14 protein-coding genes are annotated in these 13,667 nt (G+C 41.8%); 6 read left to right on the top strand and 8 right to left on the bottom strand.

What is annotated here, in order from left to right; translation table 11 throughout:
* Positions 1 to 2 precede the first annotated feature (2 nt).
* The 3 genes from Q9Q97_RS11655 to Q9Q97_RS11645 all read left to right on the top strand — a co-directional run bounded on the left by Q9Q97_RS11655 (position 3) and on the right by Q9Q97_RS11645 (position 3,286).
* Complete coding sequence (locus Q9Q97_RS11655; protein WP_306157152.1) at positions 3 to 1,118, top strand: alpha/beta hydrolase-fold protein; 1,116 nt, start codon at positions 3 to 5, stop codon at positions 1,116 to 1,118.
* A 41-nt stretch (positions 1,119 to 1,159) separates the two neighbouring features.
* Positions 1,160 to 2,329, top strand: coding sequence for an alpha/beta hydrolase-fold protein (locus Q9Q97_RS11650; protein WP_306157150.1), 1,170 nt, complete (start codon positions 1,160 to 1,162; stop codon positions 2,327 to 2,329).
* Between the two features lie 588 nt (positions 2,330 to 2,917).
* Entirely contained in the window at positions 2,918 to 3,286 is a 369-nt protein-coding gene (locus Q9Q97_RS11645; RefSeq protein ID WP_306157148.1) for a response regulator, read from the top strand.
* A gap of 95 nt (positions 3,287 to 3,381) precedes the next feature.
* On the opposite strand, the gene Q9Q97_RS11640 is transcribed toward Q9Q97_RS11645, so the two are convergent.
* The 5 genes from Q9Q97_RS11640 to Q9Q97_RS11620 all read right to left on the bottom strand — a co-directional run bounded on the left by Q9Q97_RS11640 (position 3,382) and on the right by Q9Q97_RS11620 (position 7,603).
* Entirely contained in the window at positions 3,382 to 3,693 is a 312-nt protein-coding gene (locus tag Q9Q97_RS11640; protein WP_306157147.1) for a hypothetical protein, read from the bottom strand.
* 531 nt (positions 3,694 to 4,224) lie between these two features.
* Positions 4,225 to 5,214: a hypothetical protein gene (locus Q9Q97_RS11635; protein WP_306157144.1), complete on the bottom strand. Its 990-nt coding sequence runs from the start codon at positions 5,212 to 5,214 to the stop codon at positions 4,225 to 4,227.
* Between the two features lie 54 nt (positions 5,215 to 5,268).
* The gene (locus tag Q9Q97_RS11630; protein WP_306157142.1) at positions 5,269 to 6,681 is read right to left on the bottom strand and encodes a hypothetical protein; all 1,413 of its coding nucleotides are present in this window, start codon (positions 6,679 to 6,681) and stop codon (positions 5,269 to 5,271) included.
* 223 nt (positions 6,682 to 6,904) lie between these two features.
* Positions 6,905 to 7,135: a hypothetical protein gene (locus tag Q9Q97_RS11625; RefSeq protein WP_125721039.1), complete on the bottom strand. Its 231-nt coding sequence runs from the start codon at positions 7,133 to 7,135 to the stop codon at positions 6,905 to 6,907.
* Positions 7,136 to 7,195: 60 nt separating this feature from the next.
* Positions 7,196 to 7,603, bottom strand: a complete 408-nt coding sequence (locus Q9Q97_RS11620) for a hypothetical protein (RefSeq protein ID WP_306157140.1) — start codon at positions 7,601 to 7,603, stop codon at positions 7,196 to 7,198.
* Positions 7,604 to 8,260: 657 nt separating this feature from the next.
* Between Q9Q97_RS11620 and Q9Q97_RS23270 the strand changes: the two genes are divergently transcribed.
* From Q9Q97_RS23270 to Q9Q97_RS11610, 3 genes are all read left to right on the top strand, one after another.
* The gene (locus Q9Q97_RS23270; RefSeq protein ID WP_125721378.1) at positions 8,261 to 8,443 is read left to right on the top strand and encodes a DUF1214 domain-containing protein; all 183 of its coding nucleotides are present in this window, start codon (positions 8,261 to 8,263) and stop codon (positions 8,441 to 8,443) included.
* A gap of 444 nt (positions 8,444 to 8,887) precedes the next feature.
* Positions 8,888 to 9,079 (top strand): cold-shock protein, encoded by a 192-nt coding sequence (locus Q9Q97_RS11615; RefSeq protein ID WP_125721035.1) that lies wholly within the window; start codon positions 8,888 to 8,890, stop codon positions 9,077 to 9,079.
* A 499-nt stretch (positions 9,080 to 9,578) separates the two neighbouring features.
* The gene (locus Q9Q97_RS11610) at positions 9,579 to 9,725 is read left to right on the top strand and encodes a hypothetical protein (RefSeq protein WP_164515298.1); all 147 of its coding nucleotides are present in this window, start codon (positions 9,579 to 9,581) and stop codon (positions 9,723 to 9,725) included.
* Positions 9,726 to 9,971: 246 nt separating this feature from the next.
* Here the strand turns inward: Q9Q97_RS11610 and Q9Q97_RS11605 are convergent, their stop codons facing one another.
* From Q9Q97_RS11605 to Q9Q97_RS11595, 3 genes are read right to left on the bottom strand one after another with little or no spacing between them, the layout of a single operon-like run.
* Positions 9,972 to 10,748, bottom strand: a complete 777-nt coding sequence (locus Q9Q97_RS11605; protein WP_125721033.1) for a DUF4239 domain-containing protein — start codon at positions 10,746 to 10,748, stop codon at positions 9,972 to 9,974.
* Positions 10,749 to 10,781: 33 nt separating this feature from the next.
* Entirely contained in the window at positions 10,782 to 12,710 is a 1,929-nt protein-coding gene (locus tag Q9Q97_RS11600) for an OmpA family protein (RefSeq protein WP_306157137.1), read from the bottom strand.
* An 11-nt stretch (positions 12,711 to 12,721) separates the two neighbouring features.
* Complete coding sequence (locus tag Q9Q97_RS11595) at positions 12,722 to 13,645, bottom strand: type IX secretion system membrane protein PorP/SprF (protein ID WP_306157135.1); 924 nt, start codon at positions 13,643 to 13,645, stop codon at positions 12,722 to 12,724.
* Positions 13,646 to 13,667: the final 22 nt, after the last annotated feature.

The following is a 13,667-nucleotide window of genomic DNA, read 5'->3' as shown; positions in this document are numbered from 1 at the left end:
TTATGAAACGGTATAAAATTGCTTTATTATTAATTTTATTAGGATTTGTTGGGTCCGCACAGCCAACCGCGGCATCGATTATTGAAGATTTTAAGCCGTCGTCACTCAATCAGCCAGGACAGGAATATCCAAAAGTTAATTCACAAGGGTACGCAAGATTTCAAATTTTAGCTCCCGATGCCAGATCCGTAGCAGTAAGCCTAGGATTGGGGGGAGTAAAAGGAGGGACTGTTTTGGAAAAAGATCAGGATGGCTACTGGAGGGGTACTACAGCAGGCGCAATGGATGAAGGGTTTCACTATTATCACGTAACAATTGATGGCGGTGTTTTTAATGATCCTGGCGCGCTTAATTTTTACGGATCCGCTCGCTGGGAAAGCGGTATAGAAATTCCGGCTCACGATCAAGATTTCTATGCCTTGAAAGAGGTCTCTCACGGAAATGTGCAGCAGATTCTTTTTCCTTCAAAAAGCACTAAGGCCTCATGCAGAGCCTTTGTATATACTCCGCCTTCTTATTATAAAGATAAGAATAAAAAATATCCGGTTTTGTATCTGCAGCACGGTTGGGGGGAAGATGAAACGGCATGGAGCAATCAAGGTCGCGTCAACTTAATTATGGACAATTTGATTGCAGAAGGCAAAATAAAGCCATTTATTGTAGTGATGGCTTACGGAATGACAAATGAAGTAAAATTCGGCGGTCTGTCAAGCTTTAAAATAGAGCCTTTTCAAACGGTTCTGGTAGATGAGCTGATTCCCTACATCGACACAAATTTCCGCACCATTTCCAATCGAGCAAATCGTGCAATGGCAGGGCTATCGATGGGCGGAATGGAAACCCATTCCATTACGTTAAATAAACCGGATGCCTTCTCGCATTATGCCCTTTTAAGCGGTGGCACATACAAACCTGAAGAGATTAAAGACAAATCAAATGTAAAGCTGATTTTTATAAGCTGCGGCAGCCGCGAAAGACCAGAATCTGTGCAGAATGCCGTAAAAACACTTAAAGATGCAGGATTTAATGCTGTCGCTTATATCTCTGAAAATACGGCTCACGAATTTTTGACTTGGCGCAGAAGTTTCAAAGAATTGGCTCCTCTTTTATTTAAATAATATCGAATTGGCATAAAACGATAAACTAAAAATAAAAAAATATGAGACTATCTATTAGCGCAGTGATTGTAATTTTGAATTTGTGTTTCCAGTCAGTAAATGCTCAGTCAGAACAGACCATAACTGAAGATTTTAAACCTTCATCGTTGAATCAGCCAGAAAAAATATTTCCTCAGGTAAATTCCCAAAGGCGCGTTCGCGCCAGTATTTCGGCAACAAATGCAAGCAAAGTACAGCTTGATATTGGCGGTGTAAAATATGATATGCGAAAAGACAACAATGGAGTATGGACGGGAGAATCAAATCCGCAGGATGAAGGGTTTCATTATTATCAGTTAAATATTGATGGAGCTTCTGTTCCAGATCCGGGAAGCCTTTATTTTTATGGGGCGGCAAGATTAGGAAGCGGTATAGAAATTCCATCGGCAGATCAAGATTTTTTTGCTCTAAAAGATGTGCCTCACGGTCTGGTAAGCGAAAATATTTACTTCTCAAAACTGACCAATTCTTTTAGACGCTTTTTTGTTTACACTCCTGATGGTTATAACGAAAACACCAAAATGCGTTATCCCGTGCTTTATCTACAACACGGAAGTTTTGAAGACGAAACAGGATGGTCTTCACAAGGTAAAGCAAACCTGATTTTAGATAATCTGATTGCTTTGAGAGACGCAGTTCCGATGATTATTGTAATGGACAATGGTTACGCTTATAAAACTCAAGATGGTAATTCTTCGCATAAAAACAAGCCCAAGGAGTCTATTTTTGAAAAGGTGCTTATTACCGAACTTATTCCAATGGTTGATGCTAAATTCCGTACCATTGCCAAACGGGAAAGTAGGGCTATTGCGGGTCTTTCCATGGGAGCCAACCAGACCATGAGAATTATGATGAATCATCTGGATACTTTTTCTTATTACGGAGGATTCAGCGGTACGGCAAATTATCCAAGCTCTGATGCGATTGATGCTTCGACATTTTTAAATGGAAAATATAAAAACGGAAATGTTTTGAACAAGCAAATTAAACTTTTCTGGCTGGGATTAGGGACAAAAGAACCTGCACCATTTCCTAAATCAGTTGGTGCGTTTAGAAATATGCTAGAACAACAGGGAATTAAGTATCAATATTACGAATCGCCTGAAACAGCTCATGAATGGCTTACTTGGCGAAGATGTTTGAAAGAGTTTGCATCTCAATTATTTAAATAGATAATGGCGATACACTCAAGGACAGCAACTAAGTTTGGTATTAATAGTTTGCGGCACCAATGATTTTCAAAAAGATCTAAAATCTGTTCAGATGAATATTTATCGTTACTGTTGATTTGAATAAGAACGGGATAGGCAATCCTAATAAAACTGAAACCAGCGTTAAACAGACACTGAATGAATCCATTGGTAATAGGTTTTAAGCTAGTAAAAATCTTTAAATTTAAAGATAAGAGTCAAATTTATGTAAAATGAATCTTACTGCCTTAAGTATTTTTAGTAAAATATATTAACAAAACAGGACATTGGCAGGCTGCAGGGAACAAGCAAATTAATTAAGCTATTTTTTCTTTAAATTGGGTAGTCAAAATAATAAGCTGCCGGAGGATTTACCGACGGCTCTTTTTTGTTTTTACTGTCTCTTTCCTACTGCCAATCCCGCAAGTTTTTCACTCAGTTCGCTAAGACCAGCCCTGCTTAAACAGTCCGCAGAAAGCTGTCTGAGTTCGTTAATGTTTTCTGTTGCGGTGTGCTGTAAAAGCACCGAAGGACTGCCGTTATTTTCCAGCAGGCCAAGCTCTGGACGCAATGGATGAGCTTGATCTGCATATTAGAGTTGGGCAGGCCGCCGACGGAGGGCAGCTTCTGCAGTGCCTTTGGGGGAGCGGGGCAGAGATGCCAGAGCTGCTGTTTTTAGATATCAACATGCCCGGAAAAAACGGGTTTGAATGCCTAAGGGAGATAAAAGGCGCAGAGGGGCCTTTTGGCTGCCTTAAGGTGATTATGCTCTCCACAAGCAGGAATCCTGAGAACATTGAGCTTTCCTACGCGCTGGGGGCTGATCTCTATGCCGTGAAGCCCGCCACGTTTCAGGAGCTTAAAAAGCTGCTGTGGGCTATTTTTATGATCGACTGGAGCGCATTTGCAAGAGATAAGAAAGGGTTCATTCTTACCTGAAAAGGCTGGGATCCTTACAGAAGACAGCACCGCAGCTCAGATGCGGACTGTATTTTTATGATTGTAAGGTAAGGTGATGCGGTGTTATGGACAGGTCAGGCGTCGGCCTCGGACTTCTCCGGGTTATGTTCTGATGCTGTCATCTGAGTTGTATTCTCTTGAGCTGCGGTTTCCTCTTCGGGAATTGCTGGCGCAGGATTCTGCTGGCTTTTTTTCATCAGGATGTAAAAATCCCGCAGGTGCCAGAAGGCAGGGCATCTCTCCACGGGGCCGCTGAAATTTCTAATGGTGGAGTAGCAGCTCTTAAGGAACACCTGGGTATCGGTGATATTGGCCCAGGGGGTCAGCTGCACTTCTTTCGGCGGGGGATGGTTCTCGAAATGGCGTTTGATCTCTTCGTAATTCATGGGGCAAAAGTAGGCAATAAGCGCGCGCGTGTCAAGGTTGGTGAAGTGTTTCTGTTATATTTAGTGCCAGTATTGTTTTGATAGGAGAAAGAAAGCTTTTGTTTTTTTCTTGCAGATGGAGTGGATTCTGCAGGGCTTGAATAATGACCTGTTGGAACGTTTTTAGCGTAATGCAGTTGGGTATGCGCGAGCCGCCGAGTGCATATAATTTTTTTGGAGCTAATCCCGCTATCCGCTCAAATCTTCTGCGCCGAACCCCGGCGCGGAAGGATTTCCGCTTCTATCGGGGCTAGGATGCCGGATTGTATTGTGAAAAAAAAGCGTCAGATCCGCTTGTTTAAAGTCCTTTGGAAATAGTAATCTGGATTCTGATTGGCTATATTAAGCCGGCATTGCATTATAAAGAAATGATCATCGCCCTTGGCGCAGGCTTTTCCAGTTTAATAATACACATTAGATGGGCTTTTTGCAGCAAAATTTTCCACAGCCTTACAGTGCATTCAAACACAGGGGAGATCTTCATGTCACTGTTTAAAAACCTTCAACAGCCTGATCACTTTTGGTTACACGGCAAATCAAGGAATGATAGTAATATTTTGCCTGCCTGCTGTGGGATTTATTGATCAGCAGGGTTTTGCCGTTTAGCTTCCAATAGGAAACCTGTCTCAGCCCTTCAGGCAGAATTTCCTCGCTCTGCTTCATTGGGGCGCAATTATAGAGCTGTGAGTATTTAGAATATAATTCATTGTAGCTGCTGGAAAATTCCTGTTCTTTAAAAACCTTTCCTGAATCCCATAAAATCTGCTTCTGGTAGCCGATTATTTTATTGTCTTTCACAAGTATTGATATATCCCCTGTCTTTACTGTGCCGTATAGTATATTAACGGGAAGAAAATCAAATTTCAGATCTGTGCTGTAAAAGTCATAAGAGCTTTTAGGCTGATACAGGTCAAACCTGGTTCCTTTAGTGAGTTTGTATTTCTTTTCTCCCAGGGCATTTGGGTATTGGGACAGGAATTCATCAAGGGTGATGTCAAAAGGCAGGCTGTCGATTGAAAGTGCATCAAAGCCTTTTGAGCATTTATCCGATATCTCCTGTTTTTCTTTTGCTATGCGCGTGCTTTCCTTCAGGTATGCCGCTCTGCTTTTTGGCAGATTCAGGCTTTTTAATTTTTCGCTGATGGCGTATACCTCCTTGAATTTATCGTCCAGCCCTTTGCTCTCCATTGCTTTGATATATTTCTCTGCATCAGCCGATAGGGAAAGGTATAGGTCAAATTGTTTCTGGTCATCGTAAAAAGTAGAAGGGTCAAGCAGTTTGTCCTGGGACACTACCCTTAGATAAAGCGACTTATCGCTCACCCCGCCGACGGCTTTTTCAAATTCGTTAACTTTTTGGATTGTGAGTTCGTATCTGCCCTGGTTATAAGCGGTCTCAGCCTCTTCAAATTTCAGTTCAGCAATGGCCTGGGCAGAAGCTGGCGCAGCAGCAAGCAGGAAAAAGTAAAGTATCAGCTTCATAAATTGTTCATTTTTGGGTTTGGTGTACTCTGGCTGTTATCATCTGCAGAGCGCTTATTCGATAATTGTGCCGTAATTTTTTTCAGGCTTCTTTTGTGTGGATTTTGCAGCTTGGGTTTTTGGCGCGGCCGCATCTGCGGGGCGCAAATCGGCTTTTGCCGGTTTTTCAATTAAACTGCCATAGTTTGGCCCCTGGTTTTCTATTGTTTGAGCCGCCCCTGCAGCGCCGGGCTTTCCTTTATAAGTAATATAGTTTATCATAACGCCGTAATTCTGCAGGCTGCCGATCAGCTCCGATCTTTTTTGTTCGGCCTGATCCAGGGTGTAATAATAGCCATGCAGTGTTTCAGGGTAAGGGGTAAGGCCGGCAATTTCATTTTTAACTGTGGCCGTGTAGGCCCGGGTGCCGTCATTGTATCTTCCCACTTCAAAAACATTCGAAACGTAGGCGCTTGCGCCATACTCGCTTTCCAAACCGTTATGGGAATAGATGAAATAATAAATGGTTGGGGCTTTTTCCTGAGATGCCAGCGGAATATCTTTCCCGGGGAGTGCCTGGAAGGCGTTTTTTCGGCCGCTTATTTTCAAACTCAGCTCATATTGGCGCTGCTGCTCTTCCAGAGCGCGCTGCTCTTCCAAGGCTTCTTTTCTTTCTTTGTCGGCGCGGTTCTGCTGTATATATCCCGATATCAGGTTTGTCATATCGCTGACGCCTTTATTTATAGTCTCTTCACGCTGTGCATTGTATGCCCGATCCGCAGCCAGTTTCTGCCGGTACTGGGCCTGCTGCTCTGCAGGGCTGCTTTGTACAGGCTGGCGCTGGATATTGGGCTGGGCCTGCCCTTGAAGGGCTGCTGGGTTCTGCAGTTTTTCCTGCCTCTCCTGCTGGGCGGATCTTTGCTGGTCTTGCTGCTCTTTGCGGATCTGCTGGTTTTTTCTTTCCGCTTCCATTTTCTGCTGCTGCTGTGCGTTCTTTCTCGCCGCTGCATCTTCATTTTCCCTGCTTATGTCCACCACGCTGCTGATGAAATAGCGCAGGCTCTTAAAAAGGGTATATGATTTGCCTTCCGCAATTGCGCAGTCTTTGTTTCCGAAATAATTATGCACATAATCCTTGGAAGGGGTGAATTTTTCATTGGCCCGCAGATGCACTATGCTGTTTACGCCAAGCTTGAATGATTTTGTCCCTTCACAGGCCAGCTCAAGATCGATCTGGACAACAATTTCATATTCCCGTGCGGTATTGTTCTGGACATAAAACAGATAGCTTTCATATCCGCTTCCCAATCCGCTGCGGACAGCCGTGAGGGTGAAGTTTGGATTGGTCTGCTCTATGGGGATGGCGATGCTCTGCGCGTGGGATGAAAAACCCATCAGGGTTATGCCCAAAGCAATGCAGTGCCGCAGGCAGGCATTAAGCAGGAGGTCAAAACCGATCTTTATGCGGGCTGGATTTGATTTTTTCATTTTGTTTGTTTAATCACTGGCATAATCGCTGCAAATTAACATAAATTCGTCATTATTTGGAAATTATATGCAAATATATTTATGTTTTGATTTGTGAAGCTTCATTGTCAGATTCTTTCAGCCCCCAGGTCCGCTTTAGGAGCAGGAATGCAAATTATAAAAAAAGCCTGCGGAATGCTCTCATCGCGCAGGCTTTTCTTTTTTGTATCGTTAAGATGAAATCTTAATGCTCATCGTCCTTGTCCTCGTCCGCCTGGGACTCGTCAAGGGTCCTTCTGTCGGCGTCGTCATGGTCAAGTTCGGTGGGCTGGCGGTCGGCAGACCGCTCCTCGCTCAGATGAAGGCTAGCGGCCTCTTCTGAGTGCTCCATTTCTTCCCAATGGTGTTGTTCTTCCCCGATGTGATAGGCATTATCATCCTGATAGTGCGTATCGTGGTTCTGCTGTGGTGTCATAATGTTTTAATTTAATGGTTTGTAATTTTTGTAAAAGCCCTGCTGTGTGTTAGGGGCCTGTTAGAATTTCCGCTCCGAGGGCTTGTGGAAGCGGGCAGGGCCGCCTTCTGACTCGTCCCTTGCAAGTTCATCCTGCTGAAGCTCTTCACTGCCGAGCTGGCTGATCTCGAATTCCCTGTTTACGGGATTGCCATCATCGGGATCGATCGTTTCAAAGGAATCATTTTGTTCCCCATCTCTCTTCTGGGTATCAATATCTGTTTCAAACCCCTCAGATGGGTCGTTCTCCATAAGGTCTTTTTCGATGTCCTTTTCGGTTATGTCCTTGGAGGGGCTGTCTGATTCCTGGTCCAGGTCCTCCGAGTCGTAAGGGTTGGTGTTTGGGTTACTGCTATTGGGGCCTGCGGCCTGGTTCTGGGGATTGCCTTTGTCCTGCGGCGTATTCTGCGGTGTGTCTTGATTTTTCATTTTATTGTTTTTTAAGGTTGACTGCTGGTGTTTTTTTTTAGCGGCCTGCCCGTAAAGCGGCTGTATCGGCTTTCAGGTGCGAGCCTGCGCTCCGGGCTTTCAGCTCTGCGCCCTGCGTTCTGCCTCTGGGTTTTGGATTTTGGTTTTCTGCTTTCCCTTTATGTTCTGCCTTATGTCAAATGTAAGGGAGGCGGGGGCAGTTTTTCTTACAGAAAAATGGTTTTCATTTATAAAATGGCAATCAGATGGGCAAGGCGGACGGGACAGCCGGACAGGGGCGGCTGTGTATGGGCGGCAGGATGCAGGTGATAGAATATGTGCTGGCAGGTATGGGTGGCGGTGTTTGGGCGATAGGGTAAGAGAATGGGGTATGGGGATGGGGTATGAGGTATGAGGTATGAGGTATGATGAATAGGGTATGAGGAAAGGGTATAAGTATTGGTTTAGTTTTATTTTTTTTATTTTTTTTTTTGGAGCTGTTCCCGCTATCCGTTCCACACGAGCGATAGCGAACTTACGAAGTAATCTTTTGCGCCGAAAACCGGCGCAAAAGGATTCCCGCTGCTATCGGGGCTAAAAGTTGTAACGGCTGCCATTTGTATTAATTGCATATTCTTCTTCCAGTCTTTTGTCTATTTTTTTGTTTTAGAAATATAAATTCAATTACTAATTACCGACACTATTAATAAGTATTCCAATAAAGCTTCATTTAATAAATTACTGGCGAAGAATGACTTAAATCGCTACAAGCTAGGAGGAGATTCAAATGGGTTAAAAAGAAATAATGACGGCTCCTTTGAAATTATTATACAGAAATGCGATGCCGAAAAACACAGATAACTGCTGCCGGCTCGAAATGGGGCATTTTATGTAATGTTGACAATGTACCAGCCAAAAGAAGAAGCGCTTAACGGAACTTATAAACTGTCTCAGCTTGTTAAAAAATAGGATGGACCGACAGCTATTTCTAAGTTTTTTTATATAAAAGCATAAATACTAAAAAGTAAATTCATTATTGATCTCATTTGTAGGTAAATCATACTCCTTAAATATTATGGAAGCAAAACAGATATTCACAGTTTTGATTGTATGTTTTCCTAGTTTGCAATGTAAGCAGCAGGAGGAAAAAATGATGCAAATTCATTGGAGGGCTGAAAAGTATTTTTCAGGTCGTGCATTTTAATTATACAACAGAGCAAATTTTAATTTATAAGGAATAAAATCCTGAATATTAGCAGGTTTCTATTTTAAAAATGGTATCCTTGAGCAATTAAATACATTAAAATGCAAGAAGGTACAGTAAAATTTTTCAATGAAGAAAAAGGATTCGGATTCATAACCCCTAATAATGGAGGAGCTGAAATTTTTGTTCACGCTTCAGGCCTGTCAGAAAACATCCGCCAGGACGACGCAGTTCGATATGATATCCAAGAAGGCCGCAAAGGTCCAAACGCAGTAGACGTAGTCGTAGCATAGCCATACTATCACAGTTAACTTGTAAAGCACCTTTAACCAGGTGCTTTATTATTTTATGGATATCGCTAAGATTGTTTTCAGTGATAAAAGGCTTAAAATTAAAGACGCCTTTTTTATATAATAACCATGCGGACCGCTAGAAAAAAGAGAGCAGCTTTACAACATACCAGAACGTGATCAATAAAATTGTCAGCTATTGGCAGTGCCGCAACAGCCCCTCGGCAATGTAATGATTATACCGCTGTATTATATTTTATCAGCCTGCAATATTTGATGCTCCCAAGGACAATGCTCGAGCCTTAAAAGATCTTTCCTGAAATCACTTTTATTTGTAATAATTAAATTAGTATAATGATTTTTCTAATAAACATATCTCTATGGAAACATGTAATTATGGGTCTGTTTTTTGTAAATTCATGGGAAGATATTTCAGGATGCTTGTAAGATAAGTTTTATATTTAATAAAACATTTAAGTTATTAATTAAAAACATGGAGATCATGAAAAATGTAATTTTATCGTTGGCAGCAATGTTTGCTTTTGGAACAGCCTCCTCACAGGATACACCTAAGAAATTGACCGCCACTAAGACCCAGACCGATACTGTAGTGCATAAAAAAAGCACTAAAGGATTTAAGGGCGCATAGACCCCTTCCAAAACTAGTGCTGAGAAAAATAGCACCACAAAAACCACAACAACCAAAAAGTCAGCTTCCACTTCAAGAAGCAAAGACAGTGTAGGCACTCCAAGGCCTTAGTTGATTATTAATTCTTGAAAGAGCCTGTAATTTTCGGGCTCTTTTTTGTTTTACAGCCCGGGGAGTTCTTCCCGAGGTGAAAATCTCAATTATAAGACCAAAACGGGCAATATGCTAGACAGCCAATCCTTGAGTTTATTTAAAGTTCTGCCGTAAATCAATTATCGTTTGATTCGGCACATTAAGATTAACAAATCCTCGGCGCGGTCTGTCCAGATCCAGTGTAAAGAATACCACCAAGGATACCAGAAGACAGAATCCTATTTGTATGAGCCAGTCCACTCCGCCTTTACGGGCTTCGTTGTAAACGCTGTAGAAGGATGTTATGGCTGCCAGAAAAAAAAGCATTATTAAAATACTTTGAGGGACTTTTGCTTTCTCACCTGAAAGCCTAGTAGTAGCAACATCAATCATTGCATTTAGGGCGGGTATCATCTGCTGGGTCGCAGCGAGATGTGCAGGATGCTGTGAAAGCCCCGCTGCACGTTTCCATAATTTTGTGGCAATAACTTGGGAGAGGCTATCAGACTTTAAGACTGCATTTACATTGGCACTGGCTTGGTAATAGTCTATTCGGGTCTCGACATAATCTTGGAAATCACGACGGAAAGCTGCTCTAATGGTATCTGGATATAAGTCACTGCGCAATATTGCGGTGCCAATATCATTGGCTTCTTCAACCACAATTTGTCTTCTGGAATCATAACGGCTGCTGCTCATCCCATAGGTAAAGGCCAGCAGAAAAAAAAGCAGGGCGGTAAGAGAAGAAGCTTCGCCGGATCTGCCTTCGCCGGCTTTTTGCCGAAAATAATTTCCTGTAATTTTTCCCAGAAAACTGGCCAAAAGCATTGATGCAAATAAAAGCAGGGTAATAACCCAAGCGTCGGTATCTAGTAGTGTATCATTTTCCATATCATATTATGTTAAAGTCTGCAGAGAGTTTTTTTACATTTTGGTGATGATGAATTCGCTTCGGCGATTGATTTGATGCTGTGCTTCTGTGCAGGGAACTCCGTTGGAGCAATTATTGATTAATTGGGTTTCGCCGTAACCAATGGCGCTTTCGATTCGTTCGGGTGCTACGCCTTGAGAAATTAGATAATCTCTCGTTGCTTTGGCTCTTCGGTCAGAGAGTTCTAAGTTGTATTGATCGTCGGCTCGTGAGTCGGTATGTGATTCTATTTTAATGACTACAGAGTTATACTGATGCATTAAGAGAACTACTTTATTTAATTCTATTGCAGCATCATAACGAATATCAGATTTGTCTAAATCAAAGAAAATAATTCCGATTTTTATTTTTAAAAGTCCGTTTTCACGAACAATCAAGGCGGGATCTAAACCAATCGGAACTTCTGTTATTCCAGAGTAATTTGGCATTATAACGGACTTATTATTGCTGTTGAAATTGTCTTTTGAAACTTCAATTGTATAAGTCGAATTACAATTTAAAGTGCTGCCGAATTGATATTTTCCGTCAATCTGCGAAACTGTTTCTGCTATTTTTTCGCCATTTTGGTTTTTAAGAATCACTATAGCGCCTGCAATTTTACTGTTGGAAATGGCATCAAAAACATAACCATTGATCGATTGATTGCAAAAGCGCTCAAACGAATAAATATCGTCGTCGCCTTTTCCTGTTTTTCTATTCGAACAGACAAAACCGCGATTGGTTTCTTCGTTTACAATAAAAGCAAAATCGTCAAGATTGCTGTTTAAAGGCGCTCCAAGATTGGAAGGAGAATCAAAATTGCCATCTGCTATACGGCTTTCAAAAACATCAAGTCCGCCGAGGCCTAAAAATCCGTCAGAGGCAAAGTACAAGGCTTGATCGGTAATGTACGGAAACATTTCACGTCCGGTTGTATTGACTTTTTCGCCCAAATTTCTCGGATTAGAAAATTGATTATTGCCTAGAATGTCCACTACAAAAATATCGGTAGAACCAATAGTTCCGGGCATATCAGATACAAAATATAGTTTTTTGCCGTCTTTGCTTACTGTAGGCTGCCCAACTGAATAATTGTCGCTGTTAAAAGGAAGTTCTTTCACGTCTTTCCACGAAACGGTTCCATTATTGTTTTCTACCGCTGTAGCAGAGAAAATCTTTAGGTTATTAATTCCTTTGCTGTCGCGTTTTAATTTGCCGTTATAATTGTTTCTGGTAAAATAAATTGTTTTTTCGTCAGGCGAAAATGCCACGCAGGCCTCGTGATACTGTGTCGTAATGTCTTTTCCGAATTTTTCTTTAAAAGTAACGTTTGATTGCGTTTCGCTAATTTTTCCCAATTGCATGTTGAGATAAGGCTGATCGTTCCAGCCGTATTTGCTTGTTTTCACATACGAAGAATCGATTGTTGTGGAGTAGACCAAATCTCCTTTGTAAAACATTGGCCCAAAATCAGAATATGCGGAATTGATTTCAAGATTTTCCAGTACAAATGAAGGTTTAATGTTTTCAATATCTTCAATTGTCACATTTTTGAGCGAATAATTCTGTGCTCGAACATCGGTAGTTTTTTGTTTAGCTGCAAAAGCTTTCATCCATTTTTTCGCCAATTCATAATTTTGAATTCCCTGCAATGACTGGGCGTAACGAAATAGATATTCTGGAGCCACTTCATTCGGATATTCGGCAATCAATTTTCCGTACCAATTGCTGGCTCTTCGCATTTGCGTATTAAAATAGTGCGCGTCGCCAATACGCTGCAGTATTTCTCTGGAGTTGTCGCCACTGTTTATAGACATTTCATACGATTTTGCTGCTTCGACATAGTACATTTTGTCAAACAACGCATCGGCGGCCTTGTTTTTGGTCTGCGAAAATGCCATCTGAATGATGAGCAGTACGAGTATAGTAATTCTTCTTTTCATAGACGGTCGTATTAAAAGAATCTTGGTGATCTTAGTCCTTTTTTGCGGTTAACCAATTCAAAACGAAGCACGATTTCGTGGGTTCCGTTGTTGTAGTTATTCAGCTGTGTCGTGGTGTAATCATAAGAATATCCAACCATAAACATGGGCGAAATCTGTATTCCTGCCAAAGCACTTACCGAATCTGAAGTTCGATAAGAAGCACCAAGCGTAAAAGCATTATTAAACATGAAATTGGCTGAGAAATCGGCAATTATTGGCGCTCCGGAAACATATTTAAATAAAACCGCCGGTTTGAATTTAGTATGCGCCGAAAGATCAAAAACAATTCCTCCAATCAGATAAACATGTATCCTTTGGTTAACAAGATCATCGCTTATATCATCATAGGTATAGCGTTCTCTGGTCATGAAATTAGGAACCGAAAGTCCGATATAATCTCTTTCGCCATGCCAGTATAATCCAGCGCCAACAACAGGAAGAAATTTATTGGTTATATTTTCTCTAAACTCGGCATCTGGGTCTCGGTAACTTCCTTTTGTCCAGTCAATATTGATCACGCGTCCGCCTCCTTTAATACCAAAAGAAAGTTTGTGCGTTTCTCCCGATTGAATGGTATAAGAGAAGTTGGCGTCGAGATATTGTTCTTCTGAAGGGCCAATTTCTTCATTAACGATCGAAATTCCTAACCCCAGATTTTTGGCAACTGGAGTGTCTAACGAAAAGCTCTGCGTGTCTGGCGCGCCTTCAATTCCGACCCACTGCGTTCTTATAAGTCCGGTAACGGTTAAATGTCCTAATGAACCTGCATAGGCTGAGTTTACGGTCATGGTATTATACATATACTGCGTGTACTGCGGATCTTGCTGCGCCATTGCTCCAGAAACCGAAAGCAATGTGATGATGGCGAAAACCTTTTTTATATTTTTAATCATAGCCAATTTGAATTTTGGTTAA

Source organism: Flavobacterium sp. DG2-3, from assembly GCF_030730925.1.
Lineage (GTDB): Bacteria > Bacteroidota > Bacteroidia > Flavobacteriales > Flavobacteriaceae > Flavobacterium.
Note: the sequence above shows the minus strand (reverse complement) of the source record. Positions and strands in the feature narration are given on the sequence as shown.

Excerpts from the sequence above, each read along its gene's own strand:
- Q9Q97_RS11610 (WP_164515298.1), top strand. The coding sequence starts at position 9,579 with ATGAAAAATGTAATTTTATCGTTGGCAGCAATGTTTGCTTTTGGAACA.
- Q9Q97_RS11630 (WP_306157142.1), bottom strand. The coding sequence starts at position 6,681 with ATGAAAAAATCAAATCCAGCCCGCATAAAGATCGGTTTTGACCTCCTG.
- Q9Q97_RS11615 (WP_125721035.1), top strand. The coding sequence starts at position 8,888 with ATGCAAGAAGGTACAGTAAAATTTTTCAATGAAGAAAAAGGATTCGGA.
- Q9Q97_RS11595 (WP_306157135.1), bottom strand. The coding sequence starts at position 13,645 with ATGATTAAAAATATAAAAAAGGTTTTCGCCATCATCACATTGCTTTCG.
- Q9Q97_RS11605 (WP_125721033.1), bottom strand. The coding sequence starts at position 10,748 with ATGGAAAATGATACACTACTAGATACCGACGCTTGGGTTATTACCCTG.
- Q9Q97_RS11655 (WP_306157152.1), top strand. The coding sequence starts at position 3 with ATGAAACGGTATAAAATTGCTTTATTATTAATTTTATTAGGATTTGTT.
- Q9Q97_RS11645 (WP_306157148.1), top strand. The coding sequence starts at position 2,918 with ATGGATGAGCTTGATCTGCATATTAGAGTTGGGCAGGCCGCCGACGGA.
- Q9Q97_RS11635 (WP_306157144.1), bottom strand. The coding sequence starts at position 5,214 with ATGAAGCTGATACTTTACTTTTTCCTGCTTGCTGCTGCGCCAGCTTCT.
- Q9Q97_RS11600 (WP_306157137.1), bottom strand. The coding sequence starts at position 12,710 with ATGAAAAGAAGAATTACTATACTCGTACTGCTCATCATTCAGATGGCA.
- Q9Q97_RS11650 (WP_306157150.1), top strand. The coding sequence starts at position 1,160 with ATGAGACTATCTATTAGCGCAGTGATTGTAATTTTGAATTTGTGTTTC.
- Q9Q97_RS11640 (WP_306157147.1), bottom strand. The coding sequence starts at position 3,693 with ATGAATTACGAAGAGATCAAACGCCATTTCGAGAACCATCCCCCGCCG.
- Q9Q97_RS11620 (WP_306157140.1), bottom strand. The coding sequence starts at position 7,603 with ATGAAAAATCAAGACACACCGCAGAATACGCCGCAGGACAAAGGCAAT.
- Q9Q97_RS11625 (WP_125721039.1), bottom strand. The coding sequence starts at position 7,135 with ATGACACCACAGCAGAACCACGATACGCACTATCAGGATGATAATGCC.